The organism is Pseudomonas sp. GW456-L12 (genome assembly GCF_059424045.1).
This window is the reverse complement of sequence record NZ_JBWKZA010000023.1, coordinates 37949-50428: the sequence shown is the minus strand read 5'-3', so window position 1 is coordinate 50428 and position 12480 is coordinate 37949. Positions and strand designations below refer to the sequence as shown.

The following is a 12480-nucleotide window of genomic DNA, read 5'->3' as shown; positions in this document are numbered from 1 at the left end:
ACCGGCAAACCGTTCCTCAGCTAAGTCTTTGCTTCTGGTGAGTAATCCCGGACAATCGCGCCCCTGTTTCGGCGAGGGCTCTGTCTGTCGGGTACTCCGACGCGCCCTGGCCGAGTGGCAAATGACCGGAATGTGGAGATCCCACCGGATGAATGATCAGGCCAACAGCGTTGATCAACGCTTTGAAGCGGCAGCCCCAGCGACCCTAGCTAGCTGGAATCGCCAAGACACTACCTGGATGCTGGGCCTGTTCGGCACCGCCATCGGCGCGGGCACCCTGTTTTTACCGATCAACGCCGGCCTGGGTGGCTTCTGGCCGCTGCTGGTCCTGGCGCTGCTGGCGTTCCCGATGACCTTCTTCGCCCACCGTGGCCTGACCCGCTTCGTGCTTTCCGGGCGTGACGGCGCGGACATCACCGAAGTGGTGGAAGAGCATTTCGGGATCAAGGCCGGCGCCCTGATCACCTTGCTGTACTTCTTCGCCATCTTCCCGATCCTGCTGATCTACAGCGTGGCCCTGACCAACACCGTGGGCAGCTTCATGGAGCACCAGCTGCACATCATGCCGCCGCCGCGCGCCGTGCTGTCGCTGGTGCTGATCCTCGGCCTGCTGGCCGTGGTGCGCTGCGGCGAGCAGGTGATCGTCAAGGCCATGAGCCTGATGGTCTACCCGTTCATCGTCGCCTTGCTGTTCCTCGCGGTGTTCCTGATTCCGCACTGGAACGGCGGCATCCTCAGCACCGCCAGCACCCTGCCTGAACCTTCGGCGTTCCTGCACACCCTGTGGCTGGCGATCCCGGTCATGGTGTTCTCGTTCAACCACTCGCCGATCATCTCGGCCTTCGCCGTGGACCAGAAGCGCCGGTATGGCGCCCACGCCGAAGAGCGCAGCTCGCAGATCCTGTCCCGCGCCCACCTGCTGATGGTGGCGATGGTGCTGTTCTTCGTCTTCAGCTGCGTGCTGACCCTGTCGCCGGCCCAACTGGCCGAAGCCAAGGCGCAGAACCTGTCGATCCTGTCGTACCTGGCCAACCACTTCAGCAACCCGACCATCGCTTTTGCCGCGCCGTTGATCGCGTTCGTGGCCATCGCCAAGTCGTTCCTGGGCCACTACATCGGCGCCAGCGAAGGCCTCAAGGGGCTGATCGTGAAAAGCGGCCGTCGCCCGGGCGCCAAGGCCCTGGACCGCATGACCGCGGCCTTCATGCTGGTGGTGTGCTGGATAGTCGCCACGCTCAACCCGAGCATCCTCGGGATGATCGAAACCCTGGGCGGCCCGATCATCGCGGCCATCCTGTTCCTGATGCCGATGTACGCCATCCGCAAGGTGCCGGCCATGGCCCGCTACCGCGGCCAGGCCTCCAACGTGTTCGTCACCCTGGTCGGCCTGGTGGCCATCACCGCGCTGGTCTACTCCCTGAGCGCCTGACCCGCCGGCGGCCCACCGCGCGTTGGCGGTGGGTTGCCGCGCAGAAATGCCTGATTCAGCGAAGCCACGGCCGCTGACTGCGTATAAAGCGCGGCGCGGCCGTTTTTCTGGTAGGCCGCAAAGTCCAGGGCCAGCAAGTGGTCGCGGTTGACCCGTTGCGGCTGGCCGAGCCGGGTCAGCGCCACGCCATGGCGCAGGAAGTAACGCTCCAGCGCCGGCGTGGTCACCGCCACCACCGAGTTCGCCCCCAGGGTCCAGGCCGTGTGCAGGGTGTGCCAGAACACCCGCATCGGCAGCTTGCCGCCTTCCAGCGCCGAGGCGGCGAAACGCGAGATTTCCCAGGTGTCGTGCTGGCGCGGCAAGGGCCGGTCGCAGAGAAAACCGAACACGTCCGCCAGCAGATAGGGCTGGGTGGTCGGTAGCAGCCGGGCGCAGCCATGGACCTTTTCCTCGCTGTCCAGTGCCAGGGTGTAGCGGGTGTCGGCGTGGTCGAACTGATCGAGTTCCTGTCCGCATTGGCTGGCGCTGGAGGGCAGTCGCCAACCCAATTGCTTGATGAAGACCGCATGGCGATAGCGGCCGAGGTCGTCGCGCAGGGCCGGCGAAAGCTGGCTTTCATGCCGTGAAATCACAGTGATCATGGGGCGATATCCTTATCGTCGGGTGAAGCGTCAGATCAGCCCCAGGACGGCGGCGTAGGCGGCGGCCAGGGTCTTGTTGGCCGCGCCGAATTTCTTCTGGATGACCTTGAGGTGGAAGTTCACGGTATTCACCGAGATACCCAGGATCAGGGCGATCTCCCCGGAACTCTTGCCGTCGGCCGTCCATTGCAGGATTTCCCGCTCGCGCGCGCTCAGTTCCAGCTGTTCGGCCTGGCTGCTGGGGTGCCCGAGTTCGCCGAGGCGCACGGTCGCCAGTTCGATGATGCAGCGCAGGCGCAGGCGGATTTCTTCCAGTTCCACGGCGCTGATCGCCGTGCATTCACGGGCCACCGACAACACGCTCAGGGCGCTGTCGGGCGTGTGGATGGGCAAGGTGGCGCCCACCCGCAAGCCCCATTCCCGGGCCTCGCCCCACAACACCGAGCCTTTGCCGAACAAGGCGTCGCTCCAGACCACCATTTCCGTGGAGCGCAGGCCGTTGAGGATCGTCGGGTCGATCGCGGCGTAGTTCTGTTGCTGGTAACGCTCCACCCAGGCTGGCGGATAAGAGCCATAGATGTCGATTTTCGGGCGGGTGAAGGGGATCGAATGCCTGACTCCGTAAGCGTAAAAATCAAACCCCAGGGACCGGACCTCCCGTTCCAGCAGCGCAAAGACCTGTGCGCTCTCCTGTTGCTTGAGCATCTCCATGCGCAGGTCGTTCCACCAGTGCATGAAATCCTGTCGTTTCTCCATGGCGTTCGCCTTGATTCCTTGCACGTCAGGGAATCTAGTCCAGGGCAATACGCTGTCAATATTCATGAAATTCATAGAAAACCCCGCAGTTGCCCTGATCCGCCGCTCGGCACCAGGCCACCCGGGTCCGGGGCCGGCAATTGGGGCGGTGGTAGGCGTGGAGGGGGCTCATGGCCAAGGCTGGCTTGCGGTGCTATGTCACTGTGTGGCGGGGTGCCGCAAAGGCACTGGCCAAGCCGATAAGGGCAAAAGACGTCCCCGGCAAAACCGCTGGCGAGCATGCGCATAACTCTTTTCCTTGAGTGTTCTGGCCGTCTCTGGCCAAGGGGCAGGGGACAGCTTCAGGCAAAGCGCAGGCGGGTGATGGGTTCCACAGCGGTGGCTGGCTCGCGGGCTGCGCAGGCGCTCGGCAGCAACTGGGCGAGCAGGGCGCGATGCACGCCGTTGGCGGCGGTTCTCGATTCCAGGTCGAGAAAATGCCCGCTGCCCTCGATCACCGCGAAGCTGCGATCGCGCACATGAGTCTTGCGCTGCGGGTCGTTGCCCGGTTGTTCGACGTGCCCAGGGTAGTCGTTGAACGCGTTCTCGATCACACAATGGTTACGCCACATAGCACACCTCCATTTGTTGCTTTTGACGGGGCGAAAGAATCCGCGGCAACTGAGATCCAGCTGTCGTGCGCGGAATGTTTTTATAGTCGTGTGAGCGCTTCGAACGATCGGCACGGGTTGACAGCTGTCATCCCAAGGCCGTGGCAAGCAGGCAGCGTTCGACATTCGGGCAAGCGTCGGGCGCCGTTGGCAGTGGCGTGATTTTTAGCAAGGGCGGGGGAGGGCTAACAACTACCAGATCTGGTAGGTAAAGACGCCTGGCGTTCTGCCGCCAGAGCGACTAGCGAGCGGATCGCCGGGATAAAAAAAACGCCGCGTATCGTCGTGGGATACGCGGCGTTCTTCATTGCCTTGCAGCCTTAGGCTTGAACCACCGGAATCTTGGCGTTCGCGGCAGCCTCACGGAACTCGGCGATCTGGTCGAAGCTCAGGTAGCGGTACACGTCCGCTGCCATGCTGTCGATCTTGCCGGCGTATTCCATGTACTCCTCGACGGTCGGCAGGCGACCCAGGATCGACGCAACGGACGCCAGCTCGGCCGAAGCCAGGTAGACGTTCGCGCCGTCACCCAGACGGTTCGGGAAGTTACGGGTCGAAGTCGAAACCACGGTGGAGTTCGGTTCGACGCGGGCCTGGTTACCCATGCACAGCGAGCAGCCCGGCATTTCCATGCGCGCGCCAGCCTTGCCGTAGATGCCGTAGTAGCCTTCTTCGGTCAGCTGGTGAGCGTCCATCTTGGTCGGCGGCGACAGCCACAGACGGGTTGGCAGCTGGCCCTTGACCTGATCCAGCAGCTTGCCGGCAGCGCGGAAGTGACCGATGTTGGTCATGCAGGAACCGATGAACACTTCGTCGATCTTCTCGCCAGCGACGCTGGAGAGCAGGCGAGCGTCGTCCGGGTCGTTCGGCGCGCAGAGCACAGGCTCCTTGACGTCGGCCAGGTCGATCTCGATGACTTCGGCGTATTCGGCGTCCTTGTCGGCTTCCAGCAGCTCAGGGTTGGCCAGCCAGGCTTCCATCGCCTGGGCGCGACGCTCCAGGGTACGGGCATCGCCGTAGCCTTCGCCGATCATCCAGCGCAGCAGGGTGATGTTCGACTGCAGGTATTCGGCGATCGACTCTTTGGACAGCTTGATGGTGCAACCGGCAGCCGAACGTTCGGCCGAGGCGTCGGACAGTTCGAAGGCTTGCTCGACGGTCAGGGTTTCCAGACCTTCGATCTCCAGGATGCGGCCGGAGAAGGCGTTCTTCTTGCCTTTCTTCTCGACGGTCAGCAGGCCTTTCTGGATCGCGTAGTAAGGGATGGCATGAACCAGGTCACGCAGGGTGACGCCAGGCTGCAGCTTGCCCTTGAAACGGACCAGGATCGATTCCGGCATGTCCAGCGGCATGACGCCAGTGGCGGCGGCGAAGGCCACCAGGCCGGAACCGGCCGGGAACGAGATGCCGATCGGGAAACGGGTGTGGGAGTCGCCACCGGTGCCGACGGTGTCCGGCAGCAGCATGCGGTTCAGCCAGCTGTGGATGATGCCGTCGCCCGGACGCAGGGACACGCCGCCACGGGTCATGATGAAGTCAGGCAGGGTGTGGTGGGTGGTGACGTCGATCGGCTTCGGATAGGCCGCGGTGTGGCAGAACGACTGCATCACCAGATCGGTGGAGAAGCCCAGGCAAGCCAGGTCCTTCAGTTCGTCACGGGTCATCGGGCCAGTGGTGTCCTGGGAGCCGACGGTGGTCATCTTCGGTTCGCAGTAGGTGCCTGGACGCACGCCAGTCACGCCGCACGCCTTGCCGACCATTTTCTGCGCCAGGGTGAAGCCCTTGGTGCTTTCGGCCGGCGCTTCCGGCTTCTTGAACAGGTCCGAAGGTGGCAGGCCCAGTTCGGTACGGGCCTTCTCGGTCAGGCCACGGCCGATGATCAGCGGGATACGGCCGCCGGCACGGACTTCGTCGAGCAGGACCGGGGTCTTCATTTCGAAGGTGGCCAGGACTTCGTCGCTGTTGTGCTTGGTGACTTTACCGGCGTGCGGGTACAGGTCGATCACGTCGCCCATGTTCATCTTCGACACGTCGAATTCGATCGGCAGGGCGCCGGCGTCTTCCATGGTGTTGTAGAAGATCGGTGCGATCTTGCTGCCGAAGCAGAAGCCGCCTGCGCGCTTGTTCGGCACGTAAGGAACGTCGTCGCCGAAGAACCACAGCACGGAGTTGGTTGCCGATTTACGGGACGAACCGGTACCGACCACGTCGCCGACGTAGGCGATCGGGAAGCCCTGGCCGCGCATTTCCTCGATCTGCTTCATCGGGCCGGTCTTGCCTTGCTCGTCCGGAACGATGCCGTCACGGGCCATTTTCAGCATGGCCAGGGCGTGCAGCGGGATGTCAGGACGGGACCAGGCATCCGGGGCAGGGGACAGGTCGTCGGTGTTGGTTTCGCCAGTCACCTTGAACACGCGCAGGCTGATCTTGTCGGCCAGTACCGGGCGGTTCTTGAACCACTCGCCGTCGGCCCAGGATTGCAGTACGCCCTGGGCGTGAACGTTGCCGTTCTTGGCTTTTTCCGCGACGTCGTGGAAGGCATCGAACATCAGCAGGGTGTGCTTGAGCTGTGCGGCCGCGACCGGCGCCAGCTCGGCGTCGTCCAGCAGTTCGACCAGGGTCACGATGTTGTAGCCGCCCTGCATGGTGCCCAGCAGTTCAACGGCGCGCTTCTTGTCCAGCAGAGGGGATTTGGCTTCGCCTTTGGCCAGCGCGGAGAGGAAACCGGCCTTCACATAGGCGGCTTCGTCGACTCCTGGCGGAACGCGATTGGTGATCAGGTCAACGAGGAAGGCTTCTTCGCCAGCGGGGGGATTCTTCAGCAGCTCGACCAGGCCTGCAGTTTGTTCGGCGTTTAGCGGCTGGGGAACGATACCCAGGGCTGCACGCTCTTCGATATGTTTGCGGTAGGCTTCAAGCACAGTATTACCCTCATCAGTGGTCCCAAATGGGTGTCCGGGACGCTCATCCCGAAATTGCCGTACTCATGCGCTGCGTGACGTTGTGGGTCGCTTAGCCAGAATTACCGGCAATTCCTTACAGAAGCTGCTTTCAAAGTTTTACGCCTGCAGAACGGGAGCTGATGAGGGTTGGCGCTGGGCTTTCCCCGCTGGAAAGACCCATCGCCAACACCGCTCTGAAGGAACGACTGTGCTCGTGACGCTTTGAAAACAGCTTCTAACGGACATTGGCGCCTAAAAAGGCTGGCTGATTCTACGGCAAAAAAAATTTAAAGGTAAGACAGGGTCTATTGGACTTTGGTGGCGAGCCGCGTTGCTGGGCCAACGTGTGCGAGGCAAGGCGCGGGATGCCGCCAATGGTTGTTCCCTTGGCAAATCCCGCAACGCAGCCTCGCGCACGTTGGCACGCAACCCGAAGGGACGGGGCCCGCTTGGCGCAGGGCTGCGTTGCTCGGAACTTATTTGGAACAACCAAACTGCGTTCCTCGCGCCTTGCCCTGCACCAAGCGGGCCGCCGTCGCGGCCGCCACCATAGTCCAATAGACCCTGAGCCTCCGAAGTTTGAGGGGTGATCAATGTTAGACAAAGGGCTAACATGCGGGCCTGTTTCGCTTTTTTCCGCCAATTGCCTACTTATGCCCAATCAGACCATCAAGACCCCCTGCGTCGGCCTCTGCTCCACTGTCTACGGTGACCTGGTGTGCCGTGGCTGCAAGCGCTTCCACCATGAAGTGATCCACTGGAACGGCTACAACGAGGAAGAAAAGCACGCGGTGTGGCTGCGTCTCGAGCAATTGCTGGTGCAGGTGATGGCGGCCAAGCTGGAAGTCTTCGACCCCCAGCGGCTGCGCGAGCAACTGGAGCAGCGCAAGATCCGCTTCGTGCCGCACCAGTCGGAATATTGCTGGGCCTATCAGCTGATTGCCCGCGGGGCACGGGTGATCAACCAGCTGGAAGCCTATGGGATGGTGTTGCTGCCGGAGTTTCGCGACTGGGAACTGCCGGAATTGCGCGATGCCATCGATCGGGAGTTTTTCCTCCTGTCGGAAGCCCACTACCAGCGTTATATCGCCCCGGGGTTCCTCAAGGACGCCTTTGGCGCCTGACCGCTAAAAGCATCGCGGGCAATCGAGCGTCGACCGGCTGCTCCTACAAAGGTGGATTTCTGTAGGAGCGAGCTTGCTCGCGATGGCGTTCTATCAGTCAACCCATCCCTCAATGCTTGCCGGCCACCTCTTCCAGGTGGTCCATGATGTCCTCCGGCTTGAGCACCAGCACGTCGCTTTCCAGGGCATCGAGCACCACTTCCGCGGTATTGCCGATCAGCGCCCCGGAAATCCCGGTGCGCGCCACGGTGCCGATGATGGTCAGCGCCGCCTGCAGCTCATGGGCGGTGTGCGGGATCAGCACGTCCGCCGGGCCTTCCTCTATATGCAGGTGGGTATCGTCGATGTCGAACTCGGCCTGGAACGCCTTGCACTGCTCGCGGTAGCGCGCCTCGATGGTTTCCTTGAGCTGGAACACCGGGTCGGACGCCGACAGCATCGGCGACGGATGGGCGCTGATCACATGCAACTGCGCCTTGGCCAGGCTGGCGATGTCGAAACCATGGTCGATGATGCTGGCATGCAGGGTACGGTGCTCGCCGTCGGTGTTGCCGACATCGATGGCCGCCAGGATCACGCCGCCGGTCCAGGGCTTGGCGGTTTTCACCAGCAGCACCGGGCTTGGGCAATAGCGCAGCAGTTTCCAGTCGGCGGGGGTGAGCAGGGCCTTTTTCAGCGGGTTGTCGGCAAAGTGCTGCTTGATCACCAGGCCACAGCCTTCGGCCTGCTGCACGTCGATGATGGTGCTGTGCAGGCTGTCGTTCCAGGCCTGCTCGGTGGTCACGCTGTAGCCCTCGCTCAGCAGGCTGCTCTTGAGCACGCTCAACAGCGCCGAATGCTCGTGCTTCTTGTCGCACACCAGCAGGTGCAGATGGGCCTGGGTCACCCCGGCGATCAGCTTGGCGCGCTTGAGCGCGAGGCTTTCGGAATGCTCGGGCTCGATGACCACCAGGATGCTGCGGATGGCTTGCATGGTCGGGATCTCCAGAGAGGGATGAAGGCTATGTTGCACAACTATAGTTGCTGCGCGTCGCCGTGGCTGTTGACGCACATCAAGCGCCGCGGCTGGTGGTCTGTGGCGCGGCCGGTATAATCGGCGCCCTTCGCCGTGAACCCTTATGCCGTGAGCCCCATGTTATCGATCCCTGAAGTCGCCACTGTCCTGCCTTGCGCGCTCATTTCCTTGAAGGCTGCCCTGAAGGACGAACGACCATGAACCTGCCGGAAATTCACGAGTTCCTCGGCTGCCCCACGCCGGATGCCTGGGTCCAGGCGGCCCTGGCGGATCAGGAAACCCTGCTGATCGACCACAAGAACTGCGAGTTCAAGGCGGCCAGCACGGCCCTGAGCCTGATCGCCAAGTACCACTCCCATGTCGACCTGATCAACATGATGTCGCGCCTGGCCCGGGAAGAGCTGGTGCACCACGAACAGGTCATGCGCCTGATGAAGCGGCGCAAGATCGAACTGCGCCAGTTGTCGGCCGGGCGTTATGCCTCGGGCCTGCGCAAGGTGGTGCGCAGCCACGAACCGGTGAAGCTGGTGGACACCCTGGTGGTCGGCGCCTTTATCGAGGCCCGCAGCTGCGAGCGTTTCGAGGCGCTGGTGCCGCACCTGGACGAAGAGCTGGGCAAGTTCTACTTCGGCCTGCTGAAAAGCGAGGCCCGGCACTTCCAGGGTTACCTGAAACTGGCCTATCAGTACGGCGACGCCAAGGACATCGCCCAGGTGATCGAGAAGGTGCGCGCTGCCGAGCGCGAGCTGATCGAGTCGCCGGACGTGGAGTTCCGCTTCCACAGCGGCGTGCCTACTCTGTAAAACGGCCCAAGTCGGTTCAAAAACTACGGGCAAATTGTAAAAAACTCTTAAAAGCATGAAACATCATTGAAAACCGGCCATCTGGGCCGGTTTTTGCTGTCTGCCCTGGTCTCAGGCTTATCCGATGCCGCCTATAATGCGCGCCCCAATTGTGCGCACTCAGACTGGAATTTATGGATAACCCGGGTCTTGGCAAAGTATTGCTGGTGGAAGATGACGAGAAGCTCGCCGGGCTGATCGCGCACTTCCTGTCCCAACACGGTTTCGAGGTCCTGACGGTACATCGTGGCGATGTGGCGCTGGCGGCCTTTCTCGAGTTCAAGCCGAAAATCGTCGTCCTCGACCTGATGCTGCCGGGCCAGAGCGGCCTGCACGTGTGCCGGGAGATCCGCAATGTGGCGGACACGCCCATCGTCATTCTCACCGCCAAGGAAGACGACCTGGACCATATCCTCGGTCTTGAGTCCGGCGCCGACGACTACGTGATCAAACCGATCAAGCCGCCGGTGCTGCTGGCCCGCCTGCGCGCCCTGCAACGGCGCCAGGTGCCGGAGCCGACGGTGCGCGGCGCGCTGGAGTTCGGCAGCCTGACCCTCGACCGCAGTTGCCGGGAAGTGCGCCTGGCCGGCGAGCTGATCGAGTTGACCACCATGGAGTTCGAGCTGCTGTGGCTGCTGGCCAGCTCGGCGGGCAAGATCCTCTCCCGCGACGACATCCTCAACCGCATGCGCGGCATCGCCTTCGATGGCCTCAACCGCAGCGTCGATGTCTACATCAGCAAGCTGCGCGGCAAACTCCAGGACAACCCTCGCGAGCCGGTGTGCATCAAGACCATCTGGGGCAAGGGCTATCTGTTCAATCCGTTCGCGTGGGAGCTCTAGATGCTGCGGCTGTTTCTGCGTCTGTACATCATCCTGGCCCTGGGGCTGGCGGGGGCCATCTGGGCGGTCAACTACACCTTTTCCGAGCTGTTGCCGGACGCCAACGAAACCTACAACCGCGAGGCCATGCGCGGGCCGGGATACAGCCTGGTCAACCAACTGTCGCCGGTCACGGGAGCGGCGCGCGAGCAGCGGCTGGCCGAGCTGCAACAACACTACGGCATGCGCCTGAGGCTGTTGCAGGCGGATGAACTGGACCTGTCCGAGCGCGAACGTCAGCTGCTGGCCGAGAACAAACTGGTGGTGCGCGGCGACTTCAGCGAGTTCATCGCCAACCTCGACGGCGGCCCGCAGTTGCTGAGCATCCGCCTGCCGGAAGAGCCCAAGTGGCTGTATTTCTGGGCCTATGCCTTTCTCGGGGCCAGCCTGGCGCTGGTCCTGTATTTCTGGGTACGCCCGCATTGGCGCGACCTGGAACTGATCCGCCTGGCGGCCCAGCGCTTCGGCAATAACGACCTGGGCTCGCGCATCCGCCTGCCGCGGCGCTCCAACGTGCGCGACCTGGCGCAGCACTTCAACCAGATGGCCAGCCGCATCGAAGGCCTGATCGCCAATCAGCGCGAGCTGACCAACGCGGTGTCCCATGAATTGCGCACGCCCATCGCCCGCTTGTCGTTCGAGCTCGACCAGCTCAAGCAGTCCGACCCGCGGCAGAACCGCGAGCTGATCGCCGACATGTACGCCGACCTCGGCGAGCTGGAGGAAATGGTTTCCGAACTGCTGACCTACGCCAGCCTGGAACACGGCGCCACGGTGATCAACCGCGAGACCATCCAGGCCCGCAACTGGCTCGACAGCGTGGTCGGCAGTGTCGCCCTGGAGGCGGAAGCGGCGGGGGTGCAGATGGCGATCCGGGCCTGTGAGGTCGAGTACATCAGCATCGAACCGCGGTTCATGGCGCGGGCGGTGATCAACCTGCTGCGCAATGCCATTCGCTACGCCGAACGGCGCGTCGAGGTGTCCCTGGTGCAGGTCGGGCAGGGTTATGAGGTCCAGGTCAACGACGACGGCCCGGGCGTGCCGGTGGCAGGGCGGGCGAAGATCTTCGAGCCGTTCTCCCGGCTCGACGCCAGCCGCGACCGCCGCACCGGCGGCTTCGGCCTTGGCCTGGCGCTGGTGCGGCGGGTGTCGCAGTCCCACGGCGGCCAAGTCGAGGTGACGGATTCGCAATGGGGCGGCGCGTCGTTTCGCATGACCTGGGCGCAGCTCGAATAGCCCAGGCATCTTGGCGTGCAGTTTGGTGGGTCAGGTGTTCCGTGTCGTAGCCATCGCGCGCAAGCTGCGCTCCTACAGAAGCATGGGTATTCCTCTGTAGGAGCGCAGCTTGCGCGCGATAACGTCAGAACGGCCAACACCGCTTAAAAGCTGTACTCCAGCGTGCTCGCCAGCGACGTCTGCAGCCGCCGCTCGACAATCGGGCTGTCCGCCGCCTCCCGCCCCAGGTACTGCAGCGCCAGCACCGTCGACACGTTCATCTGTTCACTGACCGGCACGGTCCAGGTCAGGTCGCCGCCCCGGCTGAGAAAACCACCCTTGGGCCGATAGGCGCCGAAGCGGGTCCTGCCGGCCTGGGCGCTGCTGACGCCATACCAGGTGCGCAGGTAGTCGCCGTTGCCGAACTGGCTGTTGAGACTGCCCTCGAGGCGCCCGTACCGGCCCTCATACAGCGTGCTGCCGATGCTCAACTGCAGGTGGTTGTAGGCCGAGCCGGTGTCCGGGTCGTCGTTCTTCTTCAGCGCGTGCTGCAGCGTGGCCCCGAGTTCCACGGTGCCCAGGGTGTAGCCCAGGTGGGCGCCAAACTGCGCGCGGGACTTGATCGAGCCCATGCCGGCCAGATGGTCCGAGCCCTTGTAGCCGTGCTTGCGGTCCTTGCGTGCCGCGCTGGGGCCGACCCAGGTGCTGAACGCCAGGTCGCCCCATTCATTGCCCCAGCCAAGGCCCTGTTCGGTGTTGAGAAACACCCCGTAGGGGCTGACGATTGCGCCGCCCAGGATCGGCGCGACTGCGCGTTCGTCGCTGCCGCTGTAGCGTGGCAGGCTGGCGACGCCGGCTTGTAGTTGGTACTGCCAGTCCGCGGCGTGGAGCGGGCCGCTGGACGTCAGCAGGCACAGCGAAGCCAGAGGCAGTGCAGCAAGGGACAGGCACAAGGTTTTCGGACGGATCGAGGTCTTCATCGCGG

General features: G+C 63.2%; 11 protein-coding genes. 5 read left to right on the top strand and 6 right to left on the bottom strand.

Annotated elements, in window-relative coordinates:
- The first annotated feature begins 148 nt into the window (after positions 1 to 148).
- Complete coding sequence (locus tag AC07Y9_RS23700) at positions 149 to 1429, top strand: serine/threonine transporter (RefSeq protein ID WP_007923872.1); 1281 nt, start codon at positions 149 to 151, stop codon at positions 1427 to 1429.
- Here the strand turns inward: AC07Y9_RS23700 and AC07Y9_RS23695 are convergent.
- The 4 genes from AC07Y9_RS23695 to acnB form a co-directional block, all read right to left on the bottom strand.
- A complete protein-coding gene (locus tag AC07Y9_RS23695; RefSeq protein WP_102680084.1) occupies positions 1411 to 2070 on the bottom strand; it encodes an acyl-homoserine-lactone synthase in 660 nt (219 codons plus the stop codon). The two genes, AC07Y9_RS23700 and AC07Y9_RS23695, sit on opposite strands and share 19 nt — an antisense overlap.
- A gap of 30 nt (positions 2071 to 2100) precedes the next feature.
- A complete protein-coding gene (locus AC07Y9_RS23690) occupies positions 2101 to 2826 on the bottom strand; it encodes an autoinducer binding domain-containing protein (RefSeq protein WP_053260770.1) in 726 nt (241 codons plus the stop codon).
- Positions 2827 to 3167: 341 nt separating this feature from the next.
- Positions 3168 to 3437: a hypothetical protein gene (locus AC07Y9_RS23685; protein WP_102680083.1), complete on the bottom strand. Its 270-nt coding sequence runs from the start codon at positions 3435 to 3437 to the stop codon at positions 3168 to 3170.
- 359 nt (positions 3438 to 3796) lie between these two features.
- Positions 3797 to 6397, bottom strand: a complete 2601-nt coding sequence (acnB, locus tag AC07Y9_RS23680; RefSeq protein WP_007923866.1) for a bifunctional aconitate hydratase 2/2-methylisocitrate dehydratase — start codon at positions 6395 to 6397, stop codon at positions 3797 to 3799.
- A gap of 674 nt (positions 6398 to 7071) precedes the next feature.
- Here acnB and AC07Y9_RS23675 point away from each other — a divergent pair.
- Positions 7072 to 7542 (top strand): DUF1289 domain-containing protein, encoded by a 471-nt coding sequence (locus AC07Y9_RS23675; protein ID WP_009043436.1) that lies wholly within the window; start codon positions 7072 to 7074, stop codon positions 7540 to 7542.
- Between the two features lie 109 nt (positions 7543 to 7651).
- Here the strand turns inward: AC07Y9_RS23675 and AC07Y9_RS23670 are convergent, their stop codons facing one another.
- Complete coding sequence (locus AC07Y9_RS23670) at positions 7652 to 8515, bottom strand: universal stress protein (RefSeq protein WP_007923862.1); 864 nt, start codon at positions 8513 to 8515, stop codon at positions 7652 to 7654.
- A 239-nt stretch (positions 8516 to 8754) separates the two neighbouring features.
- Here AC07Y9_RS23670 and AC07Y9_RS23665 point away from each other — a divergent pair, with 239 nt between their 5' ends.
- From AC07Y9_RS23665 to AC07Y9_RS23655, 3 genes are all read left to right on the top strand, one after another.
- On the top strand, positions 8755 to 9360 hold the full coding sequence (locus AC07Y9_RS23665) for a MiaE family protein (RefSeq protein WP_007923860.1): 606 nt from the start codon (positions 8755 to 8757) through the stop codon (positions 9358 to 9360).
- Positions 9361 to 9533: 173 nt separating this feature from the next.
- On the top strand, positions 9534 to 10241 hold the full coding sequence (locus AC07Y9_RS23660) for a winged helix-turn-helix domain-containing protein (RefSeq protein WP_007923858.1): 708 nt from the start codon (positions 9534 to 9536) through the stop codon (positions 10239 to 10241).
- Positions 10242 to 11516: an ATP-binding protein gene (locus AC07Y9_RS23655; protein ID WP_102680081.1), complete on the top strand. Its 1275-nt coding sequence runs from the start codon at positions 10242 to 10244 to the stop codon at positions 11514 to 11516.
- Between the two features lie 143 nt (positions 11517 to 11659).
- Here the strand turns inward: AC07Y9_RS23655 and AC07Y9_RS23650 are convergent, their stop codons facing one another.
- Positions 11660 to 12475, bottom strand: coding sequence for a MipA/OmpV family protein (locus AC07Y9_RS23650; protein ID WP_102680080.1), 816 nt, complete (start codon positions 12473 to 12475; stop codon positions 11660 to 11662).
- Positions 12476 to 12480 lie beyond the last annotated feature (5 nt).